At 70.8% G+C, this 16,536-nt stretch carries 16 protein-coding genes; 7 read left to right on the top strand and 9 right to left on the bottom strand.

Going from position 1 to position 16,536, the window contains the following annotated elements:
* Nucleotides 1-2: 2 nt before the first annotated feature.
* Genes VPH43_RS06675 through VPH43_RS06660 form a run of 4 tightly spaced genes read right to left on the bottom strand, consistent with a single transcriptional unit; the run spans nucleotide 3 to nucleotide 5,253 of the window.
* Nucleotides 3-1,256 carry a glycosyltransferase gene (locus tag VPH43_RS06675; protein ID WP_328576898.1) on the bottom strand — a complete coding sequence of 418 codons (1,254 nt, stop codon included), beginning with the start codon at nucleotides 1,254-1,256 and terminating at the stop codon, nucleotides 3-5.
* A gap of 12 nt (nucleotides 1,257-1,268) precedes the next feature.
* Nucleotides 1,269-2,177: an amidohydrolase family protein gene (locus VPH43_RS06670; RefSeq protein ID WP_328576897.1), complete on the bottom strand. Its 909-nt coding sequence runs from the start codon at nucleotides 2,175-2,177 to the stop codon at nucleotides 1,269-1,271.
* A gap of 19 nt (nucleotides 2,178-2,196) precedes the next feature.
* Entirely contained in the window at nucleotides 2,197-4,641 is a 2,445-nt protein-coding gene (locus tag VPH43_RS06665) for a glycosyltransferase (protein WP_328576896.1), read from the bottom strand.
* A gap of 36 nt (nucleotides 4,642-4,677) precedes the next feature.
* Nucleotides 4,678-5,253 (bottom strand): hemerythrin domain-containing protein, encoded by a 576-nt coding sequence (locus VPH43_RS06660; RefSeq protein ID WP_328576895.1) that lies wholly within the window; start codon nucleotides 5,251-5,253, stop codon nucleotides 4,678-4,680.
* A gap of 129 nt (nucleotides 5,254-5,382) precedes the next feature.
* Here VPH43_RS06660 and VPH43_RS06655 point away from each other — a divergent pair, with 129 nt between their 5' ends.
* A complete protein-coding gene (locus tag VPH43_RS06655) occupies nucleotides 5,383-5,694 on the top strand; it encodes a hypothetical protein (RefSeq protein WP_328576894.1) in 312 nt (103 codons plus the stop codon).
* A gap of 250 nt (nucleotides 5,695-5,944) precedes the next feature.
* Nucleotides 5,945-7,408, top strand: coding sequence for an RNA polymerase factor sigma-54 (locus tag VPH43_RS06650; RefSeq protein WP_328576893.1), 1,464 nt, complete (start codon nucleotides 5,945-5,947; stop codon nucleotides 7,406-7,408).
* A 167-nt stretch (nucleotides 7,409-7,575) separates the two neighbouring features.
* Here the strand turns inward: VPH43_RS06650 and VPH43_RS06645 are convergent, their stop codons facing one another.
* The 3 genes from VPH43_RS06645 to VPH43_RS06635 all read right to left on the bottom strand — a co-directional run bounded on the left by VPH43_RS06645 (nucleotide 7,576) and on the right by VPH43_RS06635 (nucleotide 11,089).
* Nucleotides 7,576-9,228: a hypothetical protein gene (locus tag VPH43_RS06645; protein WP_328576892.1), complete on the bottom strand. Its 1,653-nt coding sequence runs from the start codon at nucleotides 9,226-9,228 to the stop codon at nucleotides 7,576-7,578.
* 118 nt (nucleotides 9,229-9,346) lie between these two features.
* A complete protein-coding gene (locus VPH43_RS06640) occupies nucleotides 9,347-9,811 on the bottom strand; it encodes a DUF2269 family protein (protein WP_328576891.1) in 465 nt (154 codons plus the stop codon).
* Complete coding sequence (locus VPH43_RS06635; RefSeq protein ID WP_328576890.1) at nucleotides 9,812-11,089, bottom strand: SDR family oxidoreductase; 1,278 nt, start codon at nucleotides 11,087-11,089, stop codon at nucleotides 9,812-9,814.
* A 120-nt stretch (nucleotides 11,090-11,209) separates the two neighbouring features.
* Here VPH43_RS06635 and VPH43_RS06630 point away from each other — a divergent pair, with 120 nt between their 5' ends.
* Nucleotides 11,210-11,689 (top strand): hypothetical protein, encoded by a 480-nt coding sequence (locus VPH43_RS06630; protein ID WP_328576889.1) that lies wholly within the window; start codon nucleotides 11,210-11,212, stop codon nucleotides 11,687-11,689.
* 72 nt (nucleotides 11,690-11,761) lie between these two features.
* Nucleotides 11,762-12,169 carry a hypothetical protein gene (locus tag VPH43_RS06625; protein WP_328576888.1) on the top strand — a complete coding sequence of 136 codons (408 nt, stop codon included), beginning with the start codon at nucleotides 11,762-11,764 and terminating at the stop codon, nucleotides 12,167-12,169.
* An 8-nt stretch (nucleotides 12,170-12,177) separates the two neighbouring features.
* On the opposite strand, the gene VPH43_RS06620 is transcribed toward VPH43_RS06625, so the two are convergent.
* Nucleotides 12,178-12,759: a diguanylate cyclase gene (locus VPH43_RS06620; RefSeq protein ID WP_328576887.1), complete on the bottom strand. Its 582-nt coding sequence runs from the start codon at nucleotides 12,757-12,759 to the stop codon at nucleotides 12,178-12,180.
* 164 nt (nucleotides 12,760-12,923) lie between these two features.
* Here VPH43_RS06620 and VPH43_RS06615 point away from each other — a divergent pair, with 164 nt between their 5' ends.
* Nucleotides 12,924-14,237: a response regulator gene (locus VPH43_RS06615; protein WP_328576886.1), complete on the top strand. Its 1,314-nt coding sequence runs from the start codon at nucleotides 12,924-12,926 to the stop codon at nucleotides 14,235-14,237.
* A gap of 2 nt (nucleotides 14,238-14,239) precedes the next feature.
* Here VPH43_RS06615 and VPH43_RS06610 read toward each other — a convergent pair whose 3' ends face one another.
* Nucleotides 14,240-14,689 carry a response regulator gene (locus tag VPH43_RS06610; protein WP_328576885.1) on the bottom strand — a complete coding sequence of 150 codons (450 nt, stop codon included), beginning with the start codon at nucleotides 14,687-14,689 and terminating at the stop codon, nucleotides 14,240-14,242.
* 78 nt (nucleotides 14,690-14,767) lie between these two features.
* Here VPH43_RS06610 and VPH43_RS06605 point away from each other — a divergent pair, with 78 nt between their 5' ends.
* Complete coding sequence (locus VPH43_RS06605) at nucleotides 14,768-15,544, top strand: histidine phosphatase family protein (protein ID WP_328576884.1); 777 nt, start codon at nucleotides 14,768-14,770, stop codon at nucleotides 15,542-15,544.
* The gene (locus tag VPH43_RS06600; RefSeq protein WP_328576883.1) at nucleotides 15,541-16,458 is read left to right on the top strand and encodes an NAD(P)H-hydrate dehydratase; all 918 of its coding nucleotides are present in this window, start codon (nucleotides 15,541-15,543) and stop codon (nucleotides 16,456-16,458) included. Before VPH43_RS06605 ends, VPH43_RS06600 begins: the two co-directional genes overlap by 4 nt.
* The last annotated feature ends 78 nt before the right edge of the window (nucleotides 16,459-16,536 follow it).

Genomic DNA, 16,536 nt, shown 5'->3' with positions numbered 1-16,536 from the left:
GCTCAGTTGGCCTTGGTGGCGCCGGTGCGGGCCGTGCGCCCGTTGCCTTTGGCGGCCAGCATCTTGGGCGCGATCGCCTCGTTGGCCGCGGGTGCCTTGGGTGCGGCCGACGCGGTGGCGCTGCGGGCCATCGCACGCTGCAGCGCCAGGTGCTGCAGCAGCTCGCAGGTGGCGTTCACCGAATCGGCCAGGGCGAAGTGGGTCATCGCGCGTTCACGAGCGGCGGCGCCCATGCGCTGGCGCAGCTCGGGTTGCTGCAGCAGGGTGCGCACCGACGAGGAGATGGCGTTGATGTCCCCCTTTTCCACCAGGAAGCCACAGCCGCCGTGCTGGATCATGTCGGGCACGCCGCCCACGCGCGTGCCCACCACCGGCAGGCCGGCAGCCATGGCCTCCATCATCGACAGCGGCATCGCCTCGCTGTGCGAGGAGGACACGAACAGGTCGAACTCCGACATCACCGCCGGCATGTCGTCCTGCAGGCCGGCGAGGTGGGCGTAGCTTTCCATCTGGAAGCTGGCGACGAAGTTGCGCACATTGGGCTCGGTGGGGCCGGTACCCACCATCACGATGTGCATCTCCGGCACCGCCTGGTGCGCCAGCAGCATTGCGCGCAGGCAGGTCTCCGGGCCTTTTTCGATCGACAGCCGGCCGACGAACCCCACCACCGGCGCCTCCGCGGGAATGCCGAAGCGGCGGCGCAGCGCGCCCTGGCGCTCGCGGCGCGGCGTGAACACCGCGGTGTCCACGCCGTTGGGAATCAGGTGCACGTGGTCGCGCGGGATGCCCAGCCCCAGCGCATGCATCTCGGTGTACTTGCACACCACGCCGATGTGGGTGCCGGTGAGGCGGTGCACCTCCAGGTCCTCCGAGCTCAGCCGCCGGCCATGGTTGGTGTAGACCACCGGCGTGCCGGTGAGGTGGCCCGCCAGGCCGGCGAGTTCATGCGCATTGGTCAGGTGCGCCTGCAGCACATCCACCTGCTCGGCGCGGATGTAGGCCACCGCGCTGCACAGCGAGGTCCAGCACGGGTCCTCCTCCGGCATGGACAGCACCAGCACCTCGGCGCCGTGGCCGCGCAGGCGCTCGCTGTAGCGGCTTTCGTAGGGGCACACCACGGTGACGCGGAAGCGGTCCTTGGGCAGGCGCTCCACCAGCCGCTGCACATAGGTCTCCATGCCGCCGACGATGTTGTTGCCGACGAACTGCATCACATGCGTGCGGCGCGTCGGCGCCAGGGATTCGAGGGTGGACACGTCGCGGGCCTTTCAGCAGCAGAAGCGCAGGTTCCAGCCGGCAGGCTGCGGCTGCCCGGCGGAGGCGTCATCCAGGCCTGCAAAGAGGCGCCGCGGCTTCACCAGGGGCTTCAGCGGCTGCTGCAGGCCCAGCCAGGTGGCGGCCGTGCCGCAGAAGATGCGCTCGCGGTCCGCCTGGCTGACGTCCAGCTCGCTCAGCAGGTCTTCGAGCCAGCGCCTGCGCTCGGCGATGTGCGCCCCGCTGCACGGAAAGAAGCAGTCGCTGCCGAACTGCAGGCAGTCGGCCCCCAGCACATCCAGCGCCTTGCGGATCGCATCCAGCCGGTAGGGTGGCGGCGGGCCGAAGCTGAGGTCGAAGCGGAACATCAGCTGCTCCACCGGCACGCCGTGGATGCGGTCGATCAGGCCCACCGCGATGGCTTCATCGGTCCACGGCCAGGACAGGTGCGCCAGCGTGACGCGCACACCGGGGTGGTCGCGCAGCGCTTCGAAGAAGGTGGGGCGGCAGAAGCGCCCGGAGCGGCCGTCGATGAAGATGCCGCTGTGGAACAGCAGCGGCAGCTTCAGCTCCGCGGCCTTGGCGAACAGCGGCTGCACCGCGTCGTCATAGGGGTACCAGCCGCTGGGCACCATCTTCACGCCGCGCAGGCCGGCGTCCACCGCACGCTGCAGGTCGTCCACCACGCCGGGCAGCGAGGGGTTGAGCACCGCAAAGCCGATCAGCCGGTCGGCATGGCCGCCCACCAGCCGCGCCAGGTAGGCATTGGCCTGGCGCAGCGAATCGGCGTCGTGCATCGTGTAGCCGTTGTTCAGGAACGGCGCCAGCAGCACACCGATGTCGATGCCGGCCCCGTCCAGCGAGCGCAGCACATCGGCGGCGTTTTCGTCGCCGGTGCAGTGCAGGTGCGCGTCGATGATCACGGCGGGCGTGACGCTCCGGTCAGGCCACGCCGCCCGCCGCGGCCACCCTGGGTTGCGGCTCTTCGTCGTCGGCCGCGTCCGCGCTCGCCTGCGCCGCGGCGGCGCGCGCCACGGCTTCGTCCATCAGGCGCAGCACGGTGCGGGCCGACTCGTCCCACGAATAGCGCGCCACCGTGGCCGCACCCTGCGCCAGGCGGTCGGCGCGGGCGGCCGGCGTCTCCTGCAGCGCCGCATCGCACGCCGCCACGAACTCCTCGGGCGATGCGGCGATGCGCACCACCTGGCCGTACATGCCCACCACGTCGTTCACCGGGGTGCTGACCACGGGCTTCTCGGCCGCCAGGTACTCCAGCGTCTTGGTGGGGCTGATGAAGCGGGTGTGCTCATTGAGCGCAAAGGGCAGGATGCAGACGTCCCAGCCGGCCACCAGTGCGGGCAGGCGCGCGTAGGTCTGCTGGCCCAGCCAGTGGATGTTGTCGCGCTGGGGCAGGGCGGCCGGGTCCACCTTGACCACCGGGCCCACCATCACGACGTGCCAGTCGGGGCGCGACTCGGCCAGGCGGGCGATCAGGTCCAGGTCCAGCCGCTCGTCGATCACGCCGAAGAAGCCGATGCGTGGCGCCAGGATGTGGCCCTGCAGCTGCTCGGCGGCCAGGTATTCCTGGTGCGCCTGGGTGATGCGCTCGGGCGCGTAGTGGGCCGCGTCCACCGAGCTGGGCAGGCAGTGCACATTCGGGTTCAGGTCGCGCTTGTTCTCGTAGAGGCTGGGGCCGCCGGTGAGCACCAGGTCGGCACGCTTGAGCAGGGCCGACTCGCGCTGGCGCATCTGCTTGGGTGCGCCCTTGAACAGCGACAGCTCGTCCATGCAGTCGTAGATCACCGCCTCCGGGTTCAGCCCGGCCAGCAGCGGCAGCGCCATCGGCGTGTAGAACCACACCAGGTAGTCCTCCAGGTCCTCGTCCTGCAGCATCTGCTTGACCAGCGGCTTGAGCACCGCGAGCTGGTCGTCATGGAAGCCGGGCGCCTCCACGTTGCTGATCGGACGCAGCACGCGCACGTTGTCGCACGGGTCGAGCACCTCGAAGTGCGGCGTCGCATCCGGTTGGTAGATCGGTTCCTCGATGAAGATCACCCGGTGCTGGTGGGCAATGCGCGAGAGCAGGTGCTGCGGACGCTGGAAGACGAAATCCCAGCGCAGGTGGGAAAAGACGATGAGGGGGGAGGTCATGATGTGTTCTCGCTGTAGGTTGGAGGTGGTCGGAGCGAGCTCCATGCGCTGTTGCCAGCGGCGCAAGGCTTTCGCGTAGGGGCGGCAGAGCACGCGGCCGGTGGGCCGGGGTGTCTGGCCGGGCACCGCGGCGTCCCACAGGCCGCTGTTGTGCCAACGGTCGAGCGCGTCCCAGCCGGGACGGTCGACGATGGGGTACAGGCACAGCCCGTCGAGCGGAACGCCCAGCGTCCGCACGCGCTGCACCTCGAGTGCGATGTCGTGCAGCCAGGCTGCACGGCCGATGCCGACGTGGCTGGTCTCGGCCACGATCATGGGGTGGCGGTAGCGCTCCCAGGCGGCGAGCGCCAGGTCGCCAAAAGGGCGGCGGCGCGGGTCCTGCAGGTGCCACTTCAGGCGCTTTTCGGTGCCCACTTCCCACTGGCCGTTGTGATAGTGGTTCAGGCCCAGCAGGTCCAGCCACTGCGGCGCGCCGCCGAGCTGCGGCTCGGCACGGCCACACAGCAGATCCCACACCTGCCACTGGAAGCCCGCCACCTGGTCGGCCAGGGGCTGCAGCTGCGGCGCTTCGCGCGGCGCCACCACATGCACCAGCGGCTCCACGTGCAAAAAGCGCATCGCCGGCTCGATGCCGCGCATCGCCTTCATCGCCTCCAGCGCCGCGTGGACCAGGTGGCACTTGATCGCATAGCCGCTGTGCAGGGACGACTCATGCCCCTGCTCGCCCACCCGCTGCGGCGTGCCGGCAATCCGCTCGGTCTCCGACAGCACCCAGGCCAGGAAGCCGATCTCGTTGATGGGCGTCACCACCGGCGGCTCATCGGCCTGCTGCGCGGCGAGCTCACGCGCGGCCGCACTTGCAAAGCGCACGAAGCGCGGCACGAAGTCCGGGTGCAGCACATGCAGGTCGTCCGGCATGCCGTAGTGCATGAGCGTCCACAGCACCTGCATGCCATGGCGGCGCGCAGCCTGCGCAATGCGGCGCAGGCGGGTGAAGTCATACACCCCCGGATGCGGCTCGGCCAGGCGCCAGCCGATGCTCTCGCGCACGGTGCGCAGCCCCATGCGGGCGCAGTGCTCGTAGTCGGCTTCCAGCAGCGCCGCATGGCCGGTGATGCGCGCCATGTCGATCGGCTCGCCGCGGCGGTTGCGATGGTCTGCGCCTTCGAAGCCGGCCATCCAGAACGAGCGCCACCGGGGCCGCGGCGAACCGGGCTTGCGTGCGTCTGCGCTCAAGGACTCCCGCGCCATCGGTCGCTGCCGCCTCGGGGTTCAGCGGGCCGAACGCGGCGACGCCGACGACTTGCCGGCCTTGCCGCGGGTGGCGTGCATCGCCTCCTGCACGTCGGGCTCGGTGGCTTCGGTGAGGCCCTTCTCGGACTTGAGTTCCTGCTGGCGGTCCAGCATGTCCTGCAGCAGCGGCTCCCACGCGATCTTGGCGCGGCCCAGCTGCTCGAACATCTCGCCTTCTTCCTCCTTCACATGGTGCTTGACGTATTCGCTGAGCACGGTGAAGTTGGCCTTGAACTTGGCGTCCTGCGGCGTGAGGCTGCGCAGTTCCGCGATCAGCTGCTTGACGCTGTTGTGCTCCACCTCGGCCTCGTCGATCAGGTCTTCGCCTTCCTTCTCGGCCAAGGCCTGGCGGGCCGCGGGATAGAACAGCTCTTCCTCGATCTGCGCATGCACCTCCAGCTCGTCGCACACGCGCATCACCAGTTCCTGGCAGGCCTGCGGGTCCTGCTCCGGGTCCATCTTCTCGAACTCGCGGAAGTGCTTCTTCACGTGCTTGTGGTCCGTCTTCAGCAGCTCGAGCACCTGTTCGCGGGCACTGGAATTACGGGTTGGCATGGGGGCTCCTTGTGGGTGCGATGGGGATCGGCCTGCTCGATCTGGCAAAAGCCGTTCCCTGCGTTTCAGCATCGTCGCGGCATGGGGCTTGCCGGTCTTCTGCTCACCCGGACAACACACAGGCACCGCATGCCACAAGACGACGACTCCATCCGCCGCAGCCACACCTCCCAGCGGCGCGACCAGCTCGGCACGCAGGGCGAGCGCGCTGAGCCGCGCCTGCCGCACGAGCGCGATGAATCCTCGGACAGCCAGGCGCAGGGCGTCCGGGGCGTCATCCATCAAGGCAAGGAGGATCTGGACCGCGGCCTGCAGGACACCAGCCGCAAGCCCGAGATGGACGCCGCCTACGAGCAGCAGAAGGGCGCCGGCGCGCCAGGCACCGCGCCGGCGGCGCCGGACCGGTCAGGTGCCGGTGGGCGCAAAGGCCCCGGCCGCTGACGGCATTTCTTGCGGCAAGCGCACCGCACTTTGCGAGCAATTGCCGAGCCCGGGTTGCCCCCGGGTTGAGGGGATTCAGTGCCGCTGCCGCAGCAATGCGGCGCTCGCGCTTTTCACTCTATAGAAGCCCGGGTGAGAAGCGCCATGTCTTGTAGCGCCGCTCATGGTTTGTAACGATCGAGCGAAGCGTGAAATAAGTGGCACGTGAGTTGCGTCTAGAGCCCGCAATGAGTCCTCAGCGGGAGAACGAATGAACGCACCAACCAGTGCGCTGCGCATAGAGCAGCGCCAACACCAGACGCTGACCCCCAGGTTGCAACAGGCCGTGCGCCTGCTTCAGCTGTCGTCGCTGGATTTCGCACAGGAAGTGCAACAGGCGCTGGACACCAACCCCTTCCTCGAAGAAGACGGCGACGCCGCTGCGGCCGCCGCCGTGGCCCCTCCGCCCGACGGGCTGGCTGCTGCCGATGCGCCGCCCACCTGGGACAACGTGGCCGAGGTGCCGGCCGACAGCAGCAGCGCCGCCGAGCCCAACTGGGAGCGTGACGGCTGGACCGCCAACGTGGGCACCGGCAGCCGCCAGGGCAATGCCGACGGCGACCTGGACCTGGTGGAGATGATGGCGGCCGACGTGTCGCTGCGCGACCACCTGCACAGCCAGGCCAACGTGATGCCGCTGTCGCAGCGTGACCATGCGCTCACCGCGCTCATCATCGAGTCGCTCGACGAGGACGGCTACCTGCGCGTGGGCCTGGACGAAATCCTTCAGATGGCCGCGCTGCAGCCCGCGGCCGACATGGACGAGATGAACGTCGCGCTGAAGATGGTGCAGTCGCTGGACCCCAGCGGCGTGGCCGCGCGCGACGTGCGCGAATGCCTGCTGCTGCAGCTGCGCAGCATCGAGGACCCCACCGAGCGCGAGCTCGCCCAGCGCATCGTCACCGACCACCTGGAGCGCCTGGCCACGCGCGACATCCCGCACCTGTCGCGCGCGCTCGGCAGCACGCCGGCGGTGGTGGAGGCGGTGTGCGAACGCATCCGCCATCTCGACCCGCGCCCGGGCTGGCGCTTCGGCGCGTCCAACGTGCAGTACGTGACGCCGGACGTCATCGTGCGCAAGGGCAAGAACAACCAGTGGATCACGATGCTCAATCCGGACGTCGTGCCCAAGGTGCGCCTGAACCAGATGTATGCCGAGCTGTTCCAGCAGCACCGTGAATCGGGCCATGCCGAGCTGGCCGCCCACCTGCGCGAAGCGCGCTGGACGGTGCGCAACGTGGAGCAGCGCTTCTCCACCATCCTGGATGTGGCGGACGCGATCGTGCGGCGCCAGTGCCACTTCTTCGAGTTCGGCCCGCTGGCGATGAAGCCGCTGGGCCTGCGCGAGATCGCCGAGGAGCTGGGGCTGCACGAATCCACCGTGTGCCGGGTGACCAACAACAAGTACATGGCCACGCCCTCCGGCGTGTTCGAGCTGAAGTACTTCTTCTCGCGCGCCTTGCCCACGCCGGGTGGCGGCGCGGCGTCGGCCACCGCCATCCGCGGGATGATCCGCGACATGATCGAGGCGGAGAACGCGTCCGATCCGCTGTCCGACGCACAGATCGCGCGGCAGCTCGCGCGCCAGGGTTTGAGCGTGGCCCGCCGCACCGTCACCAAGTACCGGCAGATGATGAAGCTGCCCGCGGTTGAAAAACGACGCCGTCATTCATGACGGGGTCGTTTTCGTCGAAGGCTGACTTCGCAGGGTGAAGTCAAGGCGCTTAGCGCCGGCCGAAGACAAAAGCGGCGCCGCCACGCCTGAATCGTCACCGGGCCGAACGTTCGGTCCATGAAAAAACGCCGGCCCGCAGGCCGGCGTTTTCATTGGGGCTCAGCCGCTCAGCTGGCCTTGTCGCCCTTGGACGACGACGACGAGCCGCCGCTGCTGCTGCCCGAGCCGGTGGGCGACGAACCGGTCAGGTTCGACGAGCCCGGCGAAGCGCCGCTGCGCTCGGACGACGAGCCGCTGCTGCCGGAAGGGCTGCCCGTGCCACCCGTGCCGCCGCTGCCCGAGCCGATGCTGGTGCTGCCGCTGCTGGAGCCGCCCGCGCTGGACGAGCCCGAGCCCGACGACATCGCGCCCGACAGGCCGGTGCTGCTGCTGCCGGTGCCGCTCACGCTGTTGCCCTGGATGCCGGACTGCGATCCCTGCAGGCCGCCCTGAGAGCCCATGCCGCCTTGCGAGCCCTGGGACCCGCCCTGCGAGCCTTGCGACCCGCCTTGCGAGCCCTCGCGGCCACGGCGCCACTGGTCGAACTCGCTGCTGAACTTCTTGTAGCGGTCCTGGCGCCATTCCTCGTAGTCCTTGTCGAGGTTGCGCAACTGCTCGCTGCGCCACTGGTGGTAGTCGGGGTCATGGTGCTGGCCTTGCCCCGACTGCCCCTGGCTGCCCTGGTCGTAGCCGTGCATGCCGCTGTGCTGGCCCGCGCCGCCGCCAAAGTGATGCTGCTGCGACGAGCCGTGGCTGCCCTGCTGGCCCCCGCTCAGGCCGTACTGGCCGCCATAACCGCCGCCATAGCCACCCTGGCCGCCCTGCATCCCACCCTGGTGGCCGCCGAACTGGCTGCCGCCGAAGCCCTGGGACCCATAGCCGCCCTGCATGCCGCCGCCTTGCGACCCGTAGCCCTGGCTGCCCTGCATGCCACCCTGGGAGCCATGGCCCTGGCTGCCGCCTTGCTGGCCACCGCCGAAGGCGCCTTCCCAGCCGCCTTGCCAGCCGCCCTGGCCGCCACTGCCGGCGCCCATGCTGCCGTGGCCGCTGGCATTGCCGTATCCGGCGTAGCCACCCTGGCCGCCCTGGCCGCCTTGGCTCAGGCCGTACTGGCTGCCGTAGCCGCCGCCGTACTGCCCGCCTTGCTGGCCGCCGCCGAACTGGCTGCCGCCGTAGCCACCGTACTGCCCGCCCTGCTGCGAGCCGTACTGCCCGCCGTAGCCACCACCCATGCCGCCTTGCGAGCCGCCATAGCCGCCCTGGTGGCCCGTGCCGCCGTAGCCCGAGTCACGACCATAGTTGCTGTACTGTTGACCGCCGCCCTGGCCCTGCTGGCCGCTGCCATAGCTGCCGCCATAGCCGCCGCCCATGCCGCCCTGGTGCGACCCGCCGTAGCCGCCGCTGAAGCTGCCGCCCTGGCCCTGGCCGTACTGGCTGCCGCCAGCGCCTTGCTGGCCTTGCTGGAAGCCACCGCTGCCGTGCGAGCCACCCTGGGTGCCGCCCTGGTAACCGCCGCTGCGCCCGTAGTCGCTGGATTCACTGCGGCGCGACCAGTCCTGGTCCTGGTTGCCGCCGGCGCTGAGTCCGCCGCCGTGGCTGCCCGAGCGTTCCTGCCAGGAGCCCGAGGATCCGCCGCCGTACTGGCCGGACTGGCCCGACTGCTGCGATTGCTGGGCCTGGCCCGACTGCCCGTAGCGCGCCTCGCTGCCGGCGTCGTGGGTGCCCTGCTGGCTCTGGCTGCGCTGCTGGTCGCCACTGCCGTGGTTGCTTTGCTGGTTCATCTGTACTCCTTTCAGCGTTGTGAGCTGAGCGGCGGGCCTCGCGGCCGTCGCCTCAGTGCCTTTCCGCCGGCAATCGACATACCCCCTTGAATGAGGGGTGTGGGCTGCCATCGCGTGTTCAGGCGGGCTTCGCGACCATCAGGTAGAAGACGATCACCAGGGCCACGAACGCCGGGATGCCCAGCGCCACCCAGATGCGCAGGTAGCGGTCGTACAGCGGCGGCAGGGGCTGCCCGGCGTTCGCCGCGGCCTGCGCCATGTCGCGCATGCGCAGCTGAAGCCACACCACCGGCAGCCAGCAGGCGCCGGCCAGCAAATACAGGCCGAAGGACCAGGCGATCCATCGGCTGGTGAGCGGCATCTGCGCCAGGTGCGCCATGTACAGCCCGCTGAGTGGCTGGAACACGATGGTGGTGGTGGTGAACAACCAGTCGGCCAGCACCACGTAGCGCACCACCGCGGCCACCACGGCCGGGTCGCGCGTGCGGCTGGCAAAGAACATGTAGTACGCCGAGCCCAGCCCGGTGCCGAAGAGCAGGGTGGACGACAGGATGTGCAGCCACTTGGCGATCAGGTAGTCCATTCAGTCCTCCTCCAGCGAATACAGCATCAGCAGCAGGGCCAGGATGGGCAGGTTCTTGGTCATCGGCCCGTACGGATGCAGCCAGAACTCGGGCAGCCGCAGGCTGATGATCACGCTGTAGCCGCCGATCAGCGCGGCCTGGGCCAGCCACAGCCAGCGCCGGCGCCGCCCTGGCAGCGGCAGCAGGGTGGCGATGCCGAGCGCCAGATCGAGCGCTGCCGCACCGTACAGCGCCGGCAACTGCAGCGCCTGCGGCACGCCGGCGCGTGCGAGCAGCTCCAGGCTCTGCGGCACCGGGTACAGGCCGAAGGAGACCGCTGCGGTGGCCAGCCACACCGCCGCCAGCGACAGGCGCAGCAGCGGCTGCAGCCAGCCCCAGGCCGCCGCCGTGCGCAGGCCGGCCGCACGCTCCGGCGCGAGGAACTGCTGTACCTCTCGCGGTGGGTGGCCCAGCAGCGCGGTGATGGCGGCGGGGTCGGCGCTGTTGCCCCGCTGCAGCATCTGCCAGCTGGCGCTGTCCAGCCAGGCGCCGGGCCAGCGGTCACCCATGCGGGCGGCCAGTGCCACGCAGGCCGCCGGCACCGGGAAAGCGGCTGCGCGGGGCAGGTTCAGCGCGCGGCGCAATGCGTGCACGTAAGCGGCCAGCGTCAGGGCGCGCGGGCCCACCAGCGGGATGCGGCCCTGCGAGCTGCCCGCGGGTGCCTGCAACAGTGCGAGCAGGGCAGCCACCACGTCGTCCACATGCACCGGCTGCAGCAGTTGCCGTCCACCGGCGGGCAGCGGCAGCAGGGGCAGGGTGGCCAGGCGCAGGAACAGCGCGGCGCTGGGCCCGTCCTCGCCGAACACCAGTGAGGGCTGCACCACCGTGGCATGCAGCGGCAGGCCCAGCAGGTGCTCGTCCGCCTGCCGCTTGCTCAGGTGGTATGGCGTGGCGGCCTGCGCGTCGGCGCCCAGTGCCGACAGCTGCACCACGCGCGGCACGCCGGCCTGCACGCAGGCGTCGAACAAGGCGATGGGGCCGCGCGCATGCAGCGCGTCGAAGTGCTGGGTGGCGCTCTCGCGGAAGATGCCCACGAGGTTGACCACCGCATCCACCCCCCGCAGGTGCGGCAGCCACGCCACTGCGGGCGGCGCTTGTGCCAGGTCCATCGCCACCCAGGCGGCGCCCTGGCCGGCCGGCCTGCGGCCTGCACACACCACCTCATGGCCCTGGTTCAGCAGGGCGGCCAGCAGGCGGCGCCCGATGAAACCGGTGGCACCGGTGAGCAGCAGCTTCATGGGGCCGCCTCGCAGGGGGCGGAAGGGCGCGGCCGTGGGGGTGGGTGCATCGTGGGGTACGGTGGTTGCCTTGCTTGCAGGCAAGCGCGGTTCCGGCACCACGCGCACAAAGGAAAACGCATGTCACCGATGTCCCGTGTGAACCTGAGCACCCTGCAGCGTGTGCTGATCGACGGCAGCCTGGCCAGTGTGTTGTCCGGGGTGGTGCTCGCCTGGCGCGGCCGGCGCGAAACCGGCCACGCGATGGCGCCCCTGAACGCGCCCAGCCACTGGGTCTGGGGCCGCGAGGCCTTGCACCGCAACCGCACCAGCCTGCGCTACACCGCGCTGGGCAGCGCGATCCACCATGCGTCGTCGCTGATGTGGGCCGGCTTCTACCGGCTGCTGCAGGCGCGCCGGCGCCAGCCTACGCCGGCCAGCGCGGTGCTCGATGCGGCGGTGATCACCGCGGCGGCTGCGTTGGTGGACCTGCGGCTGGTGCCGCAGCGGTTCACCCCCGGGTTCGAGCGCCGGTTGTCCACGCCGGCCCTGGTGTCGGTGTACCTGAGCTTCGGGGTCGGCCTGGTCCTGGGCGGCTTGATGGCGCAGCGGCGCCGCTGACCTCGCCGTGCCCGCGCCGGCCGGCGGGCGTGGTGCTTGCCGGACTGCAACAGCATCCAAAGGAGACGAGCCATGAAGAAACTCACCTTGGCCCTGGTGGCCCTGGGCGCGGGCGCCGCAGCGGTCTACTTCCTTGATCCGCGGCAGGGCCCCCGTCGCCGCGCCGCGCTGGGCGAGCGCCTGGCGCAATGGCAGGACGCTGCCGTGGAGCAGGTGCAGGGCGGCTCGCAGGACGCCTCCGAGCGCCTGCACGGCCTGACGGCGCAGCTGCGCGGCTGGGTGGGCCGTGCCCTGGGCCGCGCCGAGGCTGCGCTGCCGGGCGACGACGATGGGCTGGAGCCGCTGAACATGACACCGCCGCCGCTGGAGCGCGAGCATTCGCATCGTGGCGGCGTGCTGCTGGCGATGGCGGCGCCGGTGGCCATGGCGGTGGGCGCCGCCTGGTTGCGCCGTCGCGACGACGGCCACTGGATCCACTGAGGGCGTGCTCACCGGGCCGCGCGCTGGCTGCGCCCGCGCGCGGCATCGGCGCGCCAGCAGCGCCAGGTTTCCTCGGCAAACGGCCCGGCCACCAGCACCAGCCCCGCCAAGGCCACGGACAGCAGGTACGCCCATGGCAGCGCGGGTGCCTTGAGGCGCCAGCTCCAGTCCGGCGCGGCCGTGCCCAGGCCCACCGCTGCCATCGCCTGGGGCCAGTGCAGCAGCACCAACGCCACCCACGCGGCCCAGGGCAGCACCAGCTGCAGGCTGTGCACCCATTGCTCGACCGGCGGAATGGCCCGGTGGCGGGTGGCATAAGCCAGGTCCCACCAGGTGGTCAGTTCGTGGGCCACGCAGGCGGCCAGCATCAGCACCAGCACCGCGGCGTTCACCTGCAGCAGCGCGGCGGCCGCCACCGCGACGCCCATCTCGGCCAGCATCAGCCAGTGCAGCAGCGCTTCCTTCAGGCCGGCGGTGCGCTCGATGCGCTGCGCCCGGTGGCAGCACCAGTCGGCAAAGCCGGCCAGCAGCCACAAGGGCATCAGCAGGTATTGCAGGGTGTCGCGCAACAAGACGGCTGTGGTGTCCATGCCGCCTCACGGCAAGCCGCACGCCGGACAGTGGCACACTGGTTGCGGCACTGCCGTTGCCTTCCCCTTCCCGGGCGGCTTCAGTGCAGGAACGCGTGAAGCCCTGCCCGCATCGGCACGGCTCTTGCGTGTTGTCGTTGTCCGCCTCCGGGGAGCCCGGCATCTTGGAAACCGCCCTTGACTTTGCAGAGCTGTTCACCCACGCAGCGCGCCAGGGTGTAGGGCTGGCACACAACAAGGGCTTGTCGGTGCTGTTCGACTACACCGGCCCGCCGGTGCAGCTGCGCGTCGACCGCCTGCAGATGGCCCGCTCGCTCGAGCAGGTGTTCCGTGCGGCCATCGATCTGCTGGACGGCGGGTTTGTGTTTTTTGCCGCACAGGTCGAGCGCGTGCCCTCCGGGCGGTGGAAGGCCAGCGTTGCCGCCGCCGCGAGCGGGCACTACGCCAGCGCCGCGGTGTGGCGCCAGGTATTCGGTGAACTCGGTTTGCAGGGAGTCGACACGATGACGGACCAGGCCTTGCGGGCGCCCGAAGAGGCGCCGCTGGTGGGCATCTGTGCCTGGACGGGCGCGGGCTTGCGCTTCAGCTTCGACCCCAAGGAAGGATCCCTGCTGTGCCTGGAGCAGGAGTTCGAGGCGGCCGACCCGCAGGCGCGCGAGCCGGCGCCGGAGCCCGACGCTGCCGGTGCGCGCGCCTGGCTGATCTGCGAGGCGATGGACACCGGCCGTTCCATGGAGCGGCGCCTGCAGCGCCTGGGCTGGGCCACGCGCATCTTCTCCAGCGTGGAAGAGGCGGCTGCCGAGCTCGAACACATGCCGCAGGCGCACAGCCGTCCGGCCCTGGTGCTCGCCTGCGAAAGCGCGCGCCTGACCTTGCCGCGGCTGCGCTGGCTCTGGGCCCTGCTGCCCCCTGCCACCCAGGTGGTGCTGGCCGCTACCCCGGGATCGCCCACGCTGGAGCAGGCCGGCAACGAGCGCGACATCGAGCTGCGGCCCTATCCCTTCAGCCCCGCCGAACTGCGCCAGATCACCCAGCGGGTGGCCGGCGAGCCGCATGCGCCTTCGGGCGATACCCAGCCCAGCCCGCTCGGGTTCGAGCACCGCCGCCGCGCCCTGGTGGTGGACGACAACGCCGTGAACCAGATGGTGGCCACCGGCATGCTGCAGGTGCTGGGCTTCGAAGTGGACACCGCCAGCGACGGGCTGGAAGCCATCGACAGCTGCATGCGCATGGCGCCCGACCTGGTGCTGATGGACCTGCACATGCCGGGCATGGACGGGCTGGAGGCCACGCGGCGCCTGCGCCTGCTGCAGCGCGAAGGCGCGATCCCGCCGTTTCCCATCGTGGCCTCGACGGCCGACACCACCTCGCAGGACGCCTGCGCCCAGGCCGGCATGGATGCCCACCTGCCCAAGCCGCTGGACCTGGCCGGGCTGGAGCGCCACCTGCGCCGGCTGCTGCCGGCGCCGAGCTTCTGAGCCTAGGCGGTGTGCCCGCTGTGCTGTGCGCGTTGCCAGCGCGGTGAGCTGTGCCCCGACAGCGCGGGCAGGGCACCGGGATCGTCCGCAGCCAGCGCCAGCAGGTCGTCCAGCGCGGCGGGCTTGACCAGGTGGTGGTCGAAGCCGGCGTCCACGATCGCCTCGTGGTGCAGGCCCGAGCTCATCGCCGTGTGGGCCACCAGCACCATGTCGTCGCCGCGCGGGCCGGCGCGCAACCGGCGCGCGAGCTCGTCGCCGCTCATCATCGGCATGAACAGGTCGATCACCACCACGTCCGGGCAGGTGCGTTCGGCCATGCTGAGCGCCTGGTCCCCGCCATAAGCGGCCTCGGCGTCGCAGCCTTCGGCCTGCAGCAGCATCACCAGCGTGTCAGCGGCGTCCCGGTTGTCGTCGACCACCAGCACCCGTTTTCGTCGTCCCTGTTTCATCATGGCCAATCCCTTGCAATTGGACGTGCTGGGCAATCCGCATTCCAGGCCCGCGGGCATGCCGCTGGCTGAAGTGGCGGCATGTCGAGCAGCGAGCAGAAATGGCCACAGCAACTGTGGGTGGCGCGCCATGGCCAGAGCGCGGGCAACGTGGCGCGCGACGCCGCCGAAGCCGCCGGGCTGAAGGTGATCGACATCGCGCACCGCGACATGGACGTGCCGCTGTCGCCGCTGGGGGAACAGCAGGCGGTCGCGCTGGCGCGCTGGGTCGCCGGCCTGCCCGCGCCGCAGCGGCCCAATGTGCTGATGGCATCGCCCTACCTTCGCGCGGTGGGCACCATGGAGGCGGTGCTGGCGCACGGCGCGTTGGACCGCAGCGACCTGAGCGTGGTGATCGACGAGCGCCTGCGCGAAAAGGAATTCGGCCTGCTGGACCGCCTGACCCGCGAGGGCATCCGCGACCGTTACCCCGACCTGGCCGAACAGCGCAGCCATGTCGGCAAGTTCTACTTTCGCCCACCCGGCGGAGAAAGCTGGTGCGACGTGATCCTGCGCTTGCGCAGCCTGCTGGACACGCTGACGCGCGAGTACCGTGGCGAACGGGTGCTGATCGTGGCGCACCAGGTGATCGTGAACTGCCTGCGCTACCTGTTGGAGCGGCTGGACGAACGCCAGATCCTGGAGATCGACCGCCAGGCCGACGTGCCCAACTGCGGCGTCACCCTCTACGAGTTCGATCGCACCCAGGGCCGCCACGGCAAGCTGGTGCTGCGCCAGGCCAACTTCGTGGCGCCGCTGGAGGCCCAGGGCACGCCGGTGACCGCCGAGCCCGATGCGCCGGCGGCGGCCAAGCCATGAGCGCGCGGCAACACGAGCTGGACGATGCGGCGCTGCGGGCCTGGCCGCTCCCCGAGCCGGACGATGGTGCGGACAAGGAGGAACGCGGCCGCGTGCTGGTGATCGCCGGCTGCGCCGAGATGCCGGGTGCTGCTGTGCTGGCCGCCACGGCCGCCTTGCGTGCCGGCGCCGGCAAGCTGGTGGTGGCCACGCCGGCCTGCATTGCGCCCTGGGTGGCCGCCAGCCTGCCCGAAGCGCGCGTGATCGGCCTGGTGGAGGACGAGCGCGGCGAGCTGCAGGCGGAGCAGGCACTGGAACGCCTGCACGGCGTGCTGGCCGGCACAGCGGCGGTGCTGGTCGGCCCTGGCATGGTGCCGGAGGCCGCGGCGGTGCGGCTGGTGCGTGCGCTGCGGCCCGCCTTGGGCGACACCCCGCTGCTGCTGGATGCCGCGGCCATGGCGGCGGTGCGCGAGGGCGGCGACGCGCCGGCGGCGCTGGGCCCGCACACGCTGCTGACGCCGCATGCCGGCGAGATGGCGCATCTGCTCGGGCAGGCGAAGGAGGCCCTGGTGCAGGACCCGCGCGACACCGCCCTGCGCGCAGCCCACCAGTGGCAATGCGTGGTGGCGCTCAAGGGGGCCGAGACCTGGATTGCCACGCCCGGCGGCGACTGCTGGCGCCATGCACGGGGCAATGTGGGCCTGGCCACCTCCGGTTCGGGCGATGTGCTGGCCGGCCTGGTGGCTGGCTTGCTGGCACGCGGCGCGCCGCCGGCGCAGGCGGCCGCCTGGGGCGTGGCGCTGCATGCACGGGCCGGCGAACGGCTGGCCGAACGCGTCGGGCCGCTGGGCTACCTGGCACGCGAGCTCGCTGCCGAAGTGCCGAGGCTGATGGGCGCCTTGAGGGCGCAGGCCGGAGCCGCGCGCGACCGATGAGGCCCGCGCAGCCCCGCCGTGGGCTGATGTAATGCCGGCATCGTCATCCCATGCGCGGTGGGCCCGATGCCCGGCACA

The organism is Ideonella sp. BN130291 (assembly GCF_036231905.1).
Lineage (GTDB): Bacteria > Pseudomonadota > Gammaproteobacteria > Burkholderiales > Burkholderiaceae_C > CAMLIZ01.
Note: the sequence above shows the minus strand (reverse complement) of the source record. Positions and strands in the feature narration are given on the sequence as shown.

What these genes read in the sequence shown, in the direction of transcription:
- VPH43_RS06610 (WP_328576885.1), bottom strand. Translation starts at nt 14,689, where the DNA reads ATGATGAAACAGGGACGACGAAAACGGGTGCTGGTGGTCGACGACAAC.
- VPH43_RS06630 (WP_328576889.1), top strand. Translation starts at nt 11,210, where the DNA reads ATGTCACCGATGTCCCGTGTGAACCTGAGCACCCTGCAGCGTGTGCTG.
- VPH43_RS06640 (WP_328576891.1), bottom strand. Translation starts at nt 9,811, where the DNA reads ATGGACTACCTGATCGCCAAGTGGCTGCACATCCTGTCGTCCACCCTG.
- VPH43_RS06600 (WP_328576883.1), top strand. Translation starts at nt 15,541, where the DNA reads ATGAGCGCGCGGCAACACGAGCTGGACGATGCGGCGCTGCGGGCCTGG.
- VPH43_RS06635 (WP_328576890.1), bottom strand. Translation starts at nt 11,089, where the DNA reads ATGAAGCTGCTGCTCACCGGTGCCACCGGTTTCATCGGGCGCCGCCTG.
- VPH43_RS06625 (WP_328576888.1), top strand. Translation starts at nt 11,762, where the DNA reads ATGAAGAAACTCACCTTGGCCCTGGTGGCCCTGGGCGCGGGCGCCGCA.
- VPH43_RS06655 (WP_328576894.1), top strand. Translation starts at nt 5,383, where the DNA reads ATGCCACAAGACGACGACTCCATCCGCCGCAGCCACACCTCCCAGCGG.
- VPH43_RS06660 (WP_328576895.1), bottom strand. Translation starts at nt 5,253, where the DNA reads ATGCCAACCCGTAATTCCAGTGCCCGCGAACAGGTGCTCGAGCTGCTG.
- VPH43_RS06650 (WP_328576893.1), top strand. Translation starts at nt 5,945, where the DNA reads ATGAACGCACCAACCAGTGCGCTGCGCATAGAGCAGCGCCAACACCAG.
- VPH43_RS06605 (WP_328576884.1), top strand. Translation starts at nt 14,768, where the DNA reads ATGTCGAGCAGCGAGCAGAAATGGCCACAGCAACTGTGGGTGGCGCGC.
- VPH43_RS06645 (WP_328576892.1), bottom strand. Translation starts at nt 9,228, where the DNA reads ATGAACCAGCAAAGCAACCACGGCAGTGGCGACCAGCAGCGCAGCCAG.
- VPH43_RS06620 (WP_328576887.1), bottom strand. Translation starts at nt 12,759, where the DNA reads ATGGACACCACAGCCGTCTTGTTGCGCGACACCCTGCAATACCTGCTG.